15 protein-coding genes are annotated in these 13,853 nt (G+C 48.8%); 1 reads left to right on the top strand and 14 read right to left on the bottom strand.

Going from position 1 to position 13,853, the window contains the following annotated elements; genetic code table 11:
• Positions 1-126: 126 nt before the first annotated feature.
• The 10 genes from ACQW03_RS13270 to ACQW03_RS13225 all read right to left on the bottom strand — a co-directional run bounded on the left by ACQW03_RS13270 (position 127) and on the right by ACQW03_RS13225 (position 8,766).
• The gene (locus ACQW03_RS13270; protein ID WP_158659131.1) at positions 127-234 is read right to left on the bottom strand and encodes a putative metal homeostasis protein; all 108 of its coding nucleotides are present in this window, start codon (positions 232-234) and stop codon (positions 127-129) included.
• A 248-nt stretch (positions 235-482) separates the two neighbouring features.
• Complete coding sequence (locus tag ACQW03_RS13265; RefSeq protein ID WP_441950103.1) at positions 483-1,358, bottom strand: cysteine ABC transporter substrate-binding protein; 876 nt, start codon at positions 1,356-1,358, stop codon at positions 483-485.
• Positions 1,359-1,376: 18 nt separating this feature from the next.
• Complete coding sequence (locus tag ACQW03_RS13260) at positions 1,377-2,132, bottom strand: amino acid ABC transporter ATP-binding protein (RefSeq protein WP_025721631.1); 756 nt, start codon at positions 2,130-2,132, stop codon at positions 1,377-1,379.
• A gap of 18 nt (positions 2,133-2,150) precedes the next feature.
• Complete coding sequence (locus ACQW03_RS13255; protein WP_013312399.1) at positions 2,151-2,828, bottom strand: amino acid ABC transporter permease; 678 nt, start codon at positions 2,826-2,828, stop codon at positions 2,151-2,153.
• Positions 2,809-3,474, bottom strand: coding sequence for an amino acid ABC transporter permease (locus ACQW03_RS13250; RefSeq protein ID WP_071643423.1), 666 nt, complete (start codon positions 3,472-3,474; stop codon positions 2,809-2,811). Before ACQW03_RS13250 ends, ACQW03_RS13255 begins: the two co-directional genes overlap by 20 nt.
• A gap of 219 nt (positions 3,475-3,693) precedes the next feature.
• Positions 3,694-5,142 (bottom strand): SulP family inorganic anion transporter, encoded by a 1,449-nt coding sequence (locus tag ACQW03_RS13245; RefSeq protein WP_441950100.1) that lies wholly within the window; start codon positions 5,140-5,142, stop codon positions 3,694-3,696.
• Between the two features lie 270 nt (positions 5,143-5,412).
• Positions 5,413-5,970 (bottom strand): hypothetical protein, encoded by a 558-nt coding sequence (locus ACQW03_RS13240; protein ID WP_104497724.1) that lies wholly within the window; start codon positions 5,968-5,970, stop codon positions 5,413-5,415.
• Between the two features lie 23 nt (positions 5,971-5,993).
• Positions 5,994-7,664: an ABC1 kinase family protein gene (locus ACQW03_RS13235; protein WP_023990781.1), complete on the bottom strand. Its 1,671-nt coding sequence runs from the start codon at positions 7,662-7,664 to the stop codon at positions 5,994-5,996.
• A gap of 1 nt (position 7,665) precedes the next feature.
• Positions 7,666-8,025 carry a phasin family protein gene (locus ACQW03_RS13230; protein WP_013312404.1) on the bottom strand — a complete coding sequence of 120 codons (360 nt, stop codon included), beginning with the start codon at positions 8,023-8,025 and terminating at the stop codon, positions 7,666-7,668.
• A 102-nt stretch (positions 8,026-8,127) separates the two neighbouring features.
• Entirely contained in the window at positions 8,128-8,766 is a 639-nt protein-coding gene (locus ACQW03_RS13225) for a ThuA domain-containing protein (RefSeq protein ID WP_023990782.1), read from the bottom strand.
• A gap of 439 nt (positions 8,767-9,205) precedes the next feature.
• Here ACQW03_RS13225 and ACQW03_RS13220 point away from each other — a divergent pair, with 439 nt between their 5' ends.
• A complete protein-coding gene (locus tag ACQW03_RS13220) occupies positions 9,206-9,655 on the top strand; it encodes an AbrB/MazE/SpoVT family DNA-binding domain-containing protein (protein ID WP_023990783.1) in 450 nt (149 codons plus the stop codon).
• A gap of 135 nt (positions 9,656-9,790) precedes the next feature.
• On the opposite strand, the gene ACQW03_RS13215 is transcribed toward ACQW03_RS13220, so the two are convergent.
• Genes ACQW03_RS13215 through cobI form a run of 4 tightly spaced genes read right to left on the bottom strand, consistent with a single transcriptional unit; the run spans position 9,791 to position 13,829 of the window.
• Positions 9,791-11,248: a cobyrinate a,c-diamide synthase gene (locus ACQW03_RS13215; protein ID WP_441950097.1), complete on the bottom strand. Its 1,458-nt coding sequence runs from the start codon at positions 11,246-11,248 to the stop codon at positions 9,791-9,793.
• Positions 11,241-12,329, bottom strand: coding sequence for a cobalt-precorrin 5A hydrolase (locus tag ACQW03_RS13210; RefSeq protein ID WP_441950095.1), 1,089 nt, complete (start codon positions 12,327-12,329; stop codon positions 11,241-11,243). Before ACQW03_RS13210 ends, ACQW03_RS13215 begins: the two co-directional genes overlap by 8 nt.
• Entirely contained in the window at positions 12,322-13,116 is a 795-nt protein-coding gene (gene cobM, locus ACQW03_RS13205) for a precorrin-4 C(11)-methyltransferase (RefSeq protein ID WP_023990786.1), read from the bottom strand. Before cobM ends, ACQW03_RS13210 begins: the two co-directional genes overlap by 8 nt.
• Positions 13,113-13,829 carry a precorrin-2 C(20)-methyltransferase gene (cobI, locus tag ACQW03_RS13200; RefSeq protein ID WP_220030372.1) on the bottom strand — a complete coding sequence of 239 codons (717 nt, stop codon included), beginning with the start codon at positions 13,827-13,829 and terminating at the stop codon, positions 13,113-13,115. Before cobI ends, cobM begins: the two co-directional genes overlap by 4 nt.
• Positions 13,830-13,853 lie beyond the last annotated feature (24 nt).

Raw genomic sequence — 13,853 nt, 5'->3', positions numbered from 1 at the left:
TTATATCTATAAAAAAAGGCACCCTGCCTTCCTGTGTACCACCATCAGGAAAGCAGGTGCAATATCAAAACGAGGAGACTGAAAATTTGACACTGGTATTGCCATTTGCAGTTAACTTGGAACCTGCTACTTCGCCCGTTTCGCAGCTTTGATCGTTCTCAAAGCTCGTCTGCGAGTTACCTTGTTCGGACTCTGAAGCTGTCTTCTGGCAGTTGCCACATCTGCTTTAGCCATGTGCACATCACCATCCTATTCACTTAGGCTCATATTGGGAGCATGCACCTAAAGACTGTTATTAATGATTATGATTCTCATTATCATTTAAGATTATATAATGAAATCTACTAGCATGCAAGAGCTTTTGGGTAGAGTATGTATCTTTATTAAGGAGTTGCCAAAGACACCTTTTCCCTATATTAATAAAGAAGCGTTGGGCTTGCTATCCCAACGCTTCTTTATGGTAGAACAACAACTTACAATAATTAATCCACTTTGCCGCCCTCTACGACCAATTGATCTGTAAAGCCTTCTCCGTAAACAGAGGTCAGTGTGTCCTTGTAGGCTTGATGCACAAAGTTTTCCTTGCCTAATGTAGCCAGCTCATTGTTGATCCAGTCTAACAACTCCTTATTTCCCTTTGCTACTGCGGGTGCAATTGTATCTTGACCACCAAAGGCCGGGATGGTTACGGTAAAGCCGGGGTTGGCCTTGGCCCAGGCGATCAGCTCTGTATTATCGTTGGCAATCGCGGCGCCGCGTTTGTCTTTGAGGGCTGAGAAGATTTCTGTGTATTGATCGAATTTAAGCAGCTTGATGTCAGGATAATTTTTCGTGAAATAGGTTTCAGCCGTCGTTCCCTTTGCGACAATCAGCTTCTGGTCCGAATTCTTCAATTGGTCAATCGTGGTGATTGGAGCGCTGTCAGGTGACACAATGCCAAAGGATAATTTCATATATGGATTGGCAAAATCGACTTTTTCTTTACGCTCATCCGTCACCGTAAAGTTAGCCATGATGATATCTACCTTGTTGGATTCCAAATAGGCGACCCGGCTGGCAGCATCCACCAGGACAAATTCCACCTTGGACTCGTCGCCCAAGAGATCTTTGGCAAACCGCTTCGCAATGTAAACGTCAAAGCCTTGATTCTTCCCTGCCGAATCCACGTAGCCAAAAGGCGGCTTATCTGCAAATACACCTATTCGAATCTTGCCATTCTTTTTAATGTCCTCAATCGAAGTAAATTTAGCCGAGCCTGAACTACCGTTGGTATTTCCTGCTCCTGCACATCCTGCCAAACCAACAAGCAGCAAGCTCAAAGCCAGTAATAACGTCGTGAACTTCATTCCTTTTCTCATCTGTATTCATCCCCCTGTTTATATCGTTTCGTACTGAAATATATCCAGAAAGTGCTGGGCACGCTCTGTTTCCGGTTGGGTAAAAAATTGCTGTGGCGTAGTCATTTCACATATTTGTCCTTGATCCATAAAAACGATACGATCTCCTACCGACTTGGCAAATCCCATTTCATGCGTCACGATAATCATGGTCATGCCCTGTTGTGCCAGCTCTCGCATGACATCCAGCACCTCTCTGACCATTTCCGGGTCCAAGGATGCGGTGACTTCATCAAAGAGCATAATTTCCGGGTTCATACACAGGGCGCGCACAATCGCAATCCGTTGCTTTTGCCCGCCTGATAATTGTCTCGGATACGCATCTTTGCGATCCAGCAGACCCACTCGCTCCAATAGTTGCTCCGCTTGCTCAAGTGCCTCCTGCTTGTTTCTCCGCTGAACTTTAAGCGGGCCGAGCAATATATTTTCTAAGACCGTCATATGCGGGAACAGCTCGTAGTTCTGGAACACCATACCGATATGCTGCCGCACCTCACGCCAATTCACTTTCTTATCCGTCAGGTCCTGCCCTCTATAACGGATAGCTCCACTCTGGACTGGTTCCAGACCGTTGAGACATCGGAGGAGTGTGCTTTTTCCACATCCCGAAGGACCGAGAACGACCACGACTTCCCCTTTCGTTACGTCCAGATTAATCTGTTGCAATACTTTTCGGTCTTCGAAGCTTTTGTGCAGCCCTCGAATTTCGAGTAAAACCTCCACAGCCTCTCCCATGACACCCACCCCATCCTGCTAATTTTGCCATCTGCGTTCAAATCTTTTGGAAAGTCTGGATAACGGATAGCATACGAGAAAATACAATATGAAAATAAAGCCGTACACCCAGAAGGATGCGGAGGGCGCTTTGATTACACCAAGCTCAATAATCTGCTGTCCGACCTTGACCACTTCCACTACACCGATGAGCACCACTAATGAAGTGGTTTTGATCATCCGTGTCGCCAGATTAATAGAACCGGGAAGCATTCGGCGCACCGCCTGGGGAATGAGCACATGGCGGTATAACTGTCCATATGTCAGTCCCAATGCCTGCCCGGATTCCACCTGATGCTTGGGCAGTGATTCCAATGCACCACGAACGATGTCACCAATCTCGGCCGCTCCCCACAGGCTGAATACGATAATTGCTGTCAATTCCCCGCTGATATTCACATTCAACAAAGGAGTAAATCCAAAATATACGACATACAACCACACCAGAATTGGAATAATGCGGAATGTCTCCAAATATAATTTCAGCACAAACCGAATCGGTCTTGATTTTAAGGTGCGCAGCAACCCCATCAAAATGCCTAATAGAGTACCGATAATAATGGAAAGTAGCGCAATCTCCAGCGTAACGAGTAATCCCCCTAATAGACGCTCGAAATTGGAACCTTCAAAGAGCACATTAATCCCCGAATTCAGCATATCGCACCTTCCTTTCCACCCACGTCAGCAGTATCGACAAAGGTAAAAGCAGAACGAGATATGCCAATACCAGCAGAATTAGCGATTCTGTTGTTTTGTAGTACATGCCGATCAGGTCTTTTGCCACATTCATCAGATCTAATAAAGCAATGGCGCCAACAATGGAAGTCTCCTTGAGCAAAAAAATCGCATTCGCTCCCAGAGACGGAACACTGATGGCAAAAGCCTGTGGCAAAATAACATATCTCGCCAGTTGTACCTTGGACAGTCCGAGACTCAGCCCGGATTCCGTCTGGGTTTTACTCACTGCTTCCATCCCCCCACGGAACGCCTCAGCCATATAACCCCCGCCCAAAAAGGTCATGCCCACAATGGCACACGTCATTTCGCTCATATGCAGACCTATTTTCGTAAACCCGTAATACAAAAAATATAACTGTACAAGCAGCGGCGTATTTCGGGAAAGCTCAATATAGGCAACAATGATGCCGCTAATTCCCCTTACCTTGTAATACAGTACTGTGCTGCACAGCAAACCGACGACTAGTGAAAATAGAATAGCAAAAAAGGCGATCTTCAACGTCAGCCACATAGCTTCTCCATATAACGGCAAGCTCTCTACAATAAACTCCCAGTCTAAGTTCATATATGCATACCTTTCAATTTTCAATTATTCCTATGTATTTGCTCTGCTTAATAACAATGATTGTATTCCTGCCCAATTATCACGTCAATACTTTGACGAAAATTTGTCATAATTATCTATGATTTAGGAAGAAAAGTGTTGTTTTATTTCGGAAACAAATAAAAAAAGCTTGAAATGAATAAATTTCATTTCAAGCTTTGATTTATGCTATACGATTCATCACACGAGTGGCTCTGTAACTACAGGACCGCCAAGCTTCTCTATAATTAAACGGCTTTCCTCATTTAACCCTTGCAGGGTAATAGATTTGCCGGATTTTGTATACTTTTGCAACACCTTGCCGATAGCAGTAACCGCGGAGTGATCCCAAATATGAGAATGGCTAAAGTCCACAACGACACGTTCTGGATCATCCGAAGGTTCGAACTGATCGACAAAACGAGTTGTTGATGCAAAAAACATCGGACCCCTGACATGGTACACCTTCTCATCGTTGTTCTCCGTCGCGCTAATGCGAATTTTAGCCATTTTCCAGCCAAAATGCAGGGCACTCAGCAGTACGCCCACGATCACGCCCTTGGACAAATCATGCGTAGCCACCACAATGATCACCGTGACTACCATAATTAACGTATCTGCTTTCGGAACCTTGGCAATGTTTCGGAGCGATTTCCAATCCACAGTTCCGATACACACCATGAACATGACTCCCACCAATGCGCCCATTGGCACTTCCTTTACAACCCCGCCAAGCACGAGCAGCAGAAAGGCCAAGAATACCCCAGCTGTAAAAGTGGACAAACGCCCTCTTCCACCTGAGCTGACATTAATGACGGATTGTCCGATCATGGCACAACCACCCATGCCACCAAAAAAGCCATTTACAAAGTTAGCGATCCCTTGTCCGCGGGCTTCCCGGTTTTTATTGCTTTTCGTTTCGGTCATTTCATCCAAAATACTGGCTGTCAGCAGCGATTCCAGCAGTCCAACCAGTGCCATCGTAAAGGAATACGGCAGCAAAATCCGCAAAGTATGCCACGACCACTCAATTTGCGGCAAATGGAATGAAGGCAGCGAGCTGGTTAGCGTACCAATATCTCCTACCGTTTTCACATTCAATCCAAATACATACGTAATGATCGTCATAATGATGATTGCGGTCAATGGTGCAGGAATGCTTTTCACAAATCTCGGTAAAATATACACAATAAGCAGCGTCCCCGCTACCATCGCGTACATGATCCAATTAGCTCCATGAAAGTGGGTGAGTTGTGCCATAAAGACGAGGATCGCCAGCGCATTCACAAATCCGGTCATAACTGGCTGCGAAATAAAGCTGATAAAGCGACCTATTTTCAAAACACCCAGCAGCACTTGTATGATTCCTGCCAAAATGGTAGCTGCAAACAGATATTCCACGCCATGATCCTTCACCAGGCCAACGACCAGTACAGCTACGGCCCCAGTCGCTGCCGAGATCATCGCCGGACGTCCACCTGCAAAAGAGATGACAATTGCCATTGAGATGGAGGCGTACAGTCCGACCATGGGATTGACCCCCGCAATGATCGAGAAGGCAATCGCCTCGGGAATTAGTGCTAGCGCCACAGTCATGCCCGCAAGTATATCGGCCCGGATATTACCGAACCATTGTTGTCTAAGATTCATACTGTCTCGTTCCAGCCTCCTATATTTACAGAAAGTAGCGTGTTGACTCGCAACCCGTGTGTTTCGGGCATCCGTCCAGCTGCCAATCGCCAAGGCTCTCCTATCATTCAGCTCGTCTCTCTCAAACGAACCCGGTCCGTTACATTCAGTCCATCATTATAACGTAAGGAATTCGCAGAGACGAATGAGTTAAAAGGCTGTTTACAGAAAGAAATCATCTATTCCCTTGAAATATCGCTCATTTTCTTCATCTTATTCGTTTTCTTATATTTAAAATTTTCGCAATTCCTGTACAAGTTCCGATAGGGGTTCAGCAATCTCCGAGTCTGCATGGTGCTGGAGTAAGCTTTCAAAGTCAGGCAGTGCTTGCTTCAATAATCGATAGCTATAGTCATAATAACTCCAAAAAGCTACCGGATCATAACCGCGTGCTTCTTCCTCTTCCCACTCCAGTTCATCTTCTTCTGGATCGCTGTCTGCTGGCCATAGATATTTTTCGTCCAGCAGCATGGTTAGAGATTCCACAGACTTCTGTGAATCCTCTTGTGCGTTTTCCATGTTCAATGCTCCAACAACCGTATGGTACAGTTCCAACTCACTCAGCGTGATATCATCCAAATTTCTCGTATGCATATTACGCAATAAGAAAAGTAACACCCATGGCGTAACCTGCCACAGTGTGCCTTGATGCTCTATCAGATCAGCAATTGCTGCGTACTCCCCGTTGGATATCAATTGTGGCAACTCCGTGCCCCTACCATAAGGAGTAGTCAGGCGGTGCCATGGCACCTCTGCAATTTGGAGACTATTCATCTTATGTGTATCCATAACCCCTCCTTTCTGGTCGGTATCTAAAACCTTCCCGATTTAAAAATGGAATACAGTAAAAAGGCAACCATTAAGAGAGCTACAACAAAGCCGATTTCAATAGCAGGTACGTTCCACAGCATGGTCGCCTGATGATTCAGCGATGAACCGATAATCAGTCCGACCATAATAATGCTGAACGCTAACAGCACGATACTGAATGACAGGCGATTGCTGATCTGATCCAGTCTGCGCAGAAGCATTTCCAGCTCCGGCACAGTAACCTCCAGCTTAAGCTTGCCCTTGCTGATAATCGAGGCCAAATGCCTCGCCTGTCCAGGCAGTTCCATCAGCGTCTCCACCAGCTCGGTTGCACCACCCAGCAGCTTGCCTCGGATACGACGACCACTGAAGCGTTCCTTCAACAGCTTATTACCAAAGGGCTCAGCCAAAGCGATAATACTGAGATCAGGGTCCAGATGCTCCACGACCCCCTCCAGTGTCAGCAACGCCTTGCCTAGCAACAGGACGTCCGACGGCAAACCAATCCGATGGCGCTGCGCTGCGCCAAATAGGTCGTTCAATGCATCACCAATACTGACCTGTGAGAAAGGAACGTCTGAGTAATCTTCGCGTATCTTGTCCAGATCGGCACGCAGCGCATTCAGGTCGGTGTCCGGTTCGACCAGACCCAAACGTTCGATAGACCGAACCATGGCATCGGTATTTTTGCGCATCAGGGCAATAATGAGGGAAGCGAGATGATTCTTCATCTCTTCGCTAAGCCTTCCCGTCATGCCAAAGTCCAAATAAGCGAGACTGCCATTTTTCAGAACGAGTAAATTCCCCGGATGGGGATCGGCATGAAAAAAACCTTCCATAAAAATTTGATGCAGCATGCTGTTCACCAGCCGCTGCGCCAGTTCTTTCAAGTTATATCCACGGCGTAATAGCTCTTCACGACTACCCAAGTGAGTTCCGTCTAGAAACTCCATGGTCAGTATACGGGAAGAGGTATGATCCCAGTATATTTTCGGAATATAGATATGTGGGTCCTGCTCAAATTGGAGCGCAATCTTCTCTGTGTTACGGGCTTCATGGTTGTAATCCAGCTCCTGAATGAGCGATCTCCCCAGCTCCTCTACCATCTGGCGAAGCTGATACCGCTCTACCCATTCCCAGCGCTTGGCTGCCATAGCGGTCAGTTCCCGCAAAATGTCCAAATCTCGCCGAATAATGCGATTAACGCCAGGACGCTGGATTTTAATGGCGACCATTTCGCCGCTGTGCAGCTTGCCCAAATGCACTTGCCCGATCGAAGCAGCGGCCAGCGGAACATCGTCAAAACGAACCAGTATGTCCTCTAATGACGTGTCCAGCTCCTGCTCCAGAATGCCACGCGCCGTTTCAGATGAAAACGGCGGTACCTGATCCTGCAGCTTAACCAGCTCACGGATAATAGGCTCCGGTAGCAGGTCAGCACGTGTGCTTGCCAACTGTCCAAGCTTGATGAATGCAGGCCCCAGATCCTCCAGCACAAGTCGAATCCGTTCACCTAACGTTTTGGACTCGGGAGTTTCTCTCGTCAGCCACTTGCGAGGCAATGACAGCAGCTGGAACAGTCCCATTTCTTCCACCATATAGCCAAAGCCATGACGCGCCAGCGCCATGGCAATTTCCCGGTAACGACCGGCGTGCTTCATACGAACCGCCATTTTAATCCAGCCGGTTCGCTTCTTCAGCGTCGCTCGAACCCGTAAGCGCCGCCTTTTCTTTTTCCAGCTCCGCTACCTGTTTTTCCAACAATGCCACACGCTGCTCCAAACTTGTAACATCATTTTCGGTAGGTACTTCCAGCTCCTGCAAAATGCGGCTAACCTGTTCGCGGATCACTGTTTTGAATTGTCCCTGTTCCTCTGCCCCTCGTTCGATCAGACGATCGACCAGCGCTTTGGATTCCGAGGGCGCAAGTTCTCCCCGGTTTACGAGATCCTCGACGGCTTTCTCCACCTTTTCTTTGCTGACAACGGTGAGGCCCCACCCCAATGAGATGGCTTTTTTGAACAAATCGCTCATAATATATCCTCCCCTACCTGTGATTACCTATAGTATAACCTGAAAAGGGGAGCCGCATAAAGCTCGCAGCTCCCCTTCCTCAATGAATGGAATAATCTATGTTTAACCTGGAAAGCGTCCAGCCCACTTGGCAGCTTGAAGCAGCAGCTTGCGGTATCCCTCGTGCTGGAAGCTTGGCTGATTATGTCCAGGCATCAAATAGACGACCCGACCCAAGCCATAGGACAGTGACCATGCCGCCGGCCACCACTCGCCCTCGTGTTCATATTCCATCAGTAGTGTTTTTTCAGTGAATGGATCAAAGTCAAAACGATACGGTTCCTCTTGGATCTCAAACGGCTCGATTCCTTCCATAATCGGATGATCCGGCGCCGTTACTTTGAAGGAAAGCGGTCCGGCAGCCGGATGCCGCAAGAAACGCGCCCCCATTAATTGGGCAATTTCATACCGTCCTTGCAATGTGATTCCGTTATGCAGCACAAGCAATCCACCCCCGCCGCTAACATAGGACAGCAATCCTGCTGTTTGTTGAGGAGACAGAACCTCCTTGCGGCTATCACAGTACGAGATACATAGATCGAATGGGGTTAGATTTTCCTTGAGCAGCATTTTACGATTCTCACTGCATTGTACGGTCATCCAATCCTGTAAAATATGGCTAATCTCTTCGTCCACCCCTTGCAGCGGGTGAAACTCCGGATACGAATAATCCCCTAACAACAATGCTTTTCTTTTTTCCATGATAAATCCTCCTTGCCTGACTTGTATATAAGGACTTTAAAGGCGGGACCCGTGTCATTTATTCTTGTTTGTGGGGTCAAAACGCTCAGAAAATTCCGTTTGGCCCTCATCCATTTCCCATAACACCGCCATCATTGTCCGAGCTACGGCATATATAAATAATTCTACAGACGGCCTATTAAATCCTTTAGCAGAAGATTATAGCATATATGTTCGCTCGGGATAAACTTATTCAAAACTTATTCAAAATTTATAAATCTGAACGATGGCGATTCGGCCTGTTTATGGTATACTCGTAAGAAAAAAAGTGCGTCCATGCTTGATTAACAATAAAGGGCCGCTTTTTGTAAGAATTTATGCTTGCGGTTATAGAATTGATAAGAATTGCCTCAAACCTTATACATTCTATAAATCTTAAAAAACCGGGGAGGTTGCATGAATGAAAAGGACTGGAATGACCCGGCCCTTGGACAGCTTGGGGCGAATTGTGCTACCTAAAGAGTTGCGCATGACGATGGAGATTGACATCGGCGATCCATTAGAGTTTTTTATTGAAGACCAGACACTCATGCTCCGTAAGTACAAATCAACCAACTGTATTTTTTGCGGTGCGGTTGATACCAATACCTACTTTAAAGATCAGTTTATCTGCGATGAATGTGCAGCCTCGATGAAAACGGAAGATTTACTTCCGGTCACAGCGACTGAAACCCATTCACCCCCACTTAAGCAAAATATGCATATGAAAAAAATTTATCAGCGCACAGATGTTATTTTGGAGAAAATGAGAGAGCTTATGGAAGAACATCCAGCATCTTCACAAAAACAACTCGCCTCCATGCTTGGCGTGAGTCAGGGAAGGATTTCCCAGCTGAAAAAGCTCATGTAAGCGAATCACCAAAAAAGTAATGTATACGCTTCCAATGTATGTAAGGTTTAAATCTATTGAAATTTTAGAAAAGCCGGACCCTTTAGGGGAATCGGCTTTTTTCGTTTCTATGAAGTATTGGACTCGTTTGCAAAACTATTGACCGTAAGCCCGGCATTGTTCCACCCAGCGTGCTGCCGCTTTGGGAAGAGAAGCGAGATGAACATGCGTGTAGGCTGCCAAAAGGTTCCCTTTCGCATAGCCCTCCCTCTGGAGACCACGCATCCCCTTGGTTTGATAGGCATAGGAGTAGGGGGCGGATGATTCATCATAGTGCATGACAGAATAATGAAATTCATGTCCCCGAATGGTCTCTCCAGCCTCCAGCAGCAAGCAATCCTGTAAAGCGGTTGCTTCCCGGTATCCCAGTGCGGCCCGTTTCTCTTGCATGCGGACGTCCGACGGAATAACCCCGGCCATGTGATGGGAATTACCCATACGATCCGTAAGTGTCCGTGCCAGTACCATATAACCGCCGCATTCGGCGAATACTGGCATATCCCGGCTCACCGCGTTGCGGATATCTTCCAAAAAGCCTGTATTTGCAGCGATATCTGCGGCAAACTCTTCGGGGAAACCGCCGCCCAGGTATAGGCCGCTTGCCTGCTCAGGCACGCGTTCTCCCGCCAGAGGACTGAAATAGACAATCTCCGCTCCCGCCTGACGTAGCAAATCCATATTTTCCGGGTAGTAAAAATTGAACGCCGCATCTCTGGCGACGGCAATCACGGGACGTTCCCCGGTATCAGCTTCATGCACTGCTGATGGAAGCCAATCCAGGGGAAACAACGGTTGTGCGGGCAGAGACAACGGTGGAGCCGAATCCGCCAATGCCCGCAGTGCATCCAGATCCGTACCCGCGCGGATCAGCTCTGCCGCCCGTTGGAAAAGCGGCTCCAGCTCGCCGCGTTCCACAGCAGGTACTAATCCCAGATGACGCTCGGGAATATCCAGCCCGTCATCACGCTTTAACCAGCCGAGCACGGGGATGCCACACTCCTGCTCAATCGCCTTTTTGACGATGCCATAGTGCCCTTGGCTACCGCAGCGATTCACAATTACGCCCACAATGCGCAGCTTGGGCTCCAAGCGCTGAAAGCCGAGCACAATAGCGGCGGCGCTTCGTGCCATACTGCGCACGTCGACCACCAGCAATACAGGGCTGTCCGTCAGCATGGCGATCTCAGCGGTCGAGCCGGTGTTGCTGAGCGGGTCCTTGCCGTCATACAGCCCCATGACGCCTTCAATCACGGAAATATCCGCGTCTTCGGAAGCACGGATAAAGATTTCACGCACCGTATCTGGTGAGGTCATCCATGAATCCAGATTACGGGAAGAAGTACCGGTCGCGGCAGTATGATAGGTCGGATCAATATAATCCGGTCCGCACTTAAAACCCTGCACTCGCAGGCCGCTATCGGCGAACGCCTTCATCAGCCCGAGGGTAACAGTCGTTTTGCCTGCGCCGCTGCCTGTTCCAGCAACAACAATACGGCTTCTGCGCGTAGCGGCAGATGGATCAGACTGTACAGCCTGCTTCATGACGTCAGTCATAGGAAACCCGCGCTACAGACAACGTCATATTGCCGCTTTTTTTCTTCTCCAGCAGCCAATGGTCTGCACCAGAAGACAACAGGGCTGATGGTTCACTGACCCCATATGCGCCAGTGTATTTGAAGACGGTTTCCGATGGATTGGGAAGCTGCACCGTATTCAGCTCTGACGGAGTATACGTCACCAGTTCCCAACCGTATTTGGCGCAAAGAGCAAGTAAACCCTCTTCGTCCTTTTTCAGATCAATGGTGGCAATATTCCGTACGCTTTTCACGGACAAACGCAGCTCTTGCAAGGTGTTCAGCACACCCGCCTCCAGCTCCTCTAATGCAGTCCCACGGTTGCAGCCGATGCCAAGCACCAAGCTTTTCGGACGGTACAGCACGCCATTAGAAAGAAGCTGCTCCTCTTCCTCCGGCACCAATAAACGGTCACTCACGACCAACGCGGCGTTAAATGGTTCTTGTAATGCTTCTGCTGTCGAAGCATATACCTTGATATGTCCAGGTACAGGCTTGTCATAACGCCACCAGTTCCGTTCGCCTGTCTCTTGTATGAGCGCAACAGGCTCCTCGTTCACAACAGCGGCGCTCACAGGAGTGGCCTTGTCGAAGCTATCGACCACCCAACCCAATTCCCGACCAAACATGTCCACCGGAATCGTGCCCTGCACGTCTGATGCAGTCGTGATTACAGCACGTGCGCCTAGTACAGCCGCTACATGGCGGGTCAATTCATTGGCACCACCCAAATGGCCAGACAATACGCTAATGACATGCTCGCCGCGATCATCAATGACAACTACCGCTGGGTCTACCTTTTTATCCACCAAAATTGGTGCAATCATACGGACTACTGCACCGAGAGAAATAAACAAAATAATACCGTTATATTGTTTAAATAAATCCGGCAAAATCAGCTTGACCGAGCCTTCGAATAACTGAATGCCACGCTCCTGCTCGTCGCCACGCTCAAACTTGGACATGTAATACACATCCGTGCCCGGAAAGCTGACTCCCAAATTGCGGACCATTTCCACTCCATGCTTCGTGATCGCCACAGCGGCAAATGGATTACTCACTGGGCTTCACTCCCTTCCGGTAGCCATGGGTGAACGACTTGTCGTACAGCTTGGAACGATGCGCGTCCTTGTCCACCAGTCCCGGGTCCAGCGCCCAGCCTGCCAGAATCATGGCATGCATCGTAATGCCTGCTGCACGCAGATCAGCTGGCAATTGGGCAAGCGTCGTGCGCACGATCTTTTGATCCGGCCAGGTCGCGCGCTGTACAACCGCTACAGGTGTGTCCTCGCTCCAGCCTGCCGCCAGAAACTCAACGACTACCTTCTTTGCCAGCGTTGCGCTGAGGAATAAGGCCACTGTGCAGTGATGGGATGCTAAATCACGCAGCTTTTCCCGATCCGGTACAGGTGTACGGCCTTCGGCACGCGTCAGTATGACGGTCTGCGTCAGGTCAGGCACAGTTAGCTCTGCACCCAACACGGCCGCAGAAGCAAAGACCGAGCTGACGCCCGGCACGATTTCATATGCTACTCCGCGCTGCTTCAGCAACACCATTTGCTCCAAAATGGCTCCGTACACTGCCGGATCGCCTGTATGTACGCGAGCTACACTGCGTCCAGCCTGCACAGCCTCGCTCATAATCTCGACCTGCCGCTCCAGATCCATGCCTGAGCTTTGCAGTACCTGTGCCTCTGGTTTGGCCGTGGCAATCAACTCGTCGTTCACGAGTGAATCCGTGTACAATACCACATCGGCCGTGCGCAGAATCCGGGAGCCTTTGACAGTAATCAGCTCCGGGTCGCCGGGACCTGCTCCTACGATATATACTTTGGGCTCCAACGTCATTTGCTCACCACCATTAAACTCAAATATTCAAGTTCCTGTCCGCGCAGCTCACGTGCGTTGCGCCATACCATTTCATAAGGAGAAGTGACCTTGGTAATGACTGATGCACGGTCCCCAAGATTAAGTTCATCCAGCACATCCAAAATCAAATCCAGCACCTTGGCAACCTTGATAAACACGACCGTATCGTGATTCTCAATCGCCCGCTTCATCGCTTCCCAATCATCCGTAGCCGGAATTATACCGACCTGCTGATCTCCGTCTGCCAAAGGCAATTCCAGCGCTGCCGCCGCTCCCAACACAGACGAAATGCCCGGAATAGATACAATCGGCACCTCTGGATGGAGATCCTTCATGAGCCGTGCCAAATGAATAAAGGTACTGTACAGATTAGGGTCTCCCTCTGTGACAAAGGCTACATCCTTGCCTTGACTCAGTGCCTCCCAGCAAGCAACCACCGTTTTGTTCCACTCACGCTCCAGTACAACCGGGTCCTTGGTCATTGGAAAAATGAGTCCCAGCATCTCCTTTTCCTCCGGGTTGACGTACAACTCCACGATTTCGTGAGCATACGACTTACCTCCCCGACGTTTCTTCGGATAAGCCACAACTGCACATTCCTGAATCATGCGATACGCCTTGACCGTAATCAGCTCGGGATCACCCGGCCCCACACCTACGCCGTAAAGTGTTCCTGTTGCTGCCGTATTCATGCTGTCTCTCTCCCCCTCTTGAAT

The organism is Paenibacillus sp. DRB1-1 (genome assembly GCF_052119485.1).
GTDB lineage: Bacteria > Bacillota > Bacilli > Paenibacillales > Paenibacillaceae > Paenibacillus > Paenibacillus polymyxa_B.
Note: the sequence above shows the minus strand (reverse complement) of the source record. Positions and strands in the feature narration are given on the sequence as shown.

Coding starts and splice junctions, on each gene's coding strand:
- ACQW03_RS13270 (WP_158659131.1), bottom strand. CDS start 234: ATGGCTAAAGCAGATGTGGCAACTGCCAGAAGACAGCTTCAGAGTCCG.
- ACQW03_RS13265 (WP_441950103.1), bottom strand. CDS start 1,358: ATGAGAAAAGGAATGAAGTTCACGACGTTATTACTGGCTTTGAGCTTG.
- ACQW03_RS13260 (WP_025721631.1), bottom strand. CDS start 2,132: ATGGGAGAGGCTGTGGAGGTTTTACTCGAAATTCGAGGGCTGCACAAA.
- ACQW03_RS13255 (WP_013312399.1), bottom strand. CDS start 2,828: ATGCTGAATTCGGGGATTAATGTGCTCTTTGAAGGTTCCAATTTCGAG.
- ACQW03_RS13250 (WP_071643423.1), bottom strand. CDS start 3,474: ATGAACTTAGACTGGGAGTTTATTGTAGAGAGCTTGCCGTTATATGGA.
- ACQW03_RS13245 (WP_441950100.1), bottom strand. CDS start 5,142: ATGAATCTTAGACAACAATGGTTCGGTAATATCCGGGCCGATATACTT.
- ACQW03_RS13240 (WP_104497724.1), bottom strand. CDS start 5,970: ATGGATACACATAAGATGAATAGTCTCCAAATTGCAGAGGTGCCATGG.
- ACQW03_RS13235 (WP_023990781.1), bottom strand. CDS start 7,664: ATGGCGGTTCGTATGAAGCACGCCGGTCGTTACCGGGAAATTGCCATG.
- ACQW03_RS13230 (WP_013312404.1), bottom strand. CDS start 8,025: ATGAGCGATTTGTTCAAAAAAGCCATCTCATTGGGGTGGGGCCTCACC.
- ACQW03_RS13225 (WP_023990782.1), bottom strand. CDS start 8,766: ATGGAAAAAAGAAAAGCATTGTTGTTAGGGGATTATTCGTATCCGGAG.
- ACQW03_RS13220 (WP_023990783.1), top strand. CDS start 9,206: ATGAAAAGGACTGGAATGACCCGGCCCTTGGACAGCTTGGGGCGAATT.
- ACQW03_RS13215 (WP_441950097.1), bottom strand. CDS start 11,248: ATGACTGACGTCATGAAGCAGGCTGTACAGTCTGATCCATCTGCCGCT.
- cobM (WP_023990786.1), bottom strand. CDS start 13,116: ATGACGTTGGAGCCCAAAGTATATATCGTAGGAGCAGGTCCCGGCGAC.
- cobI (WP_220030372.1), bottom strand. CDS start 13,829: ATGAATACGGCAGCAACAGGAACACTTTACGGCGTAGGTGTGGGGCCG.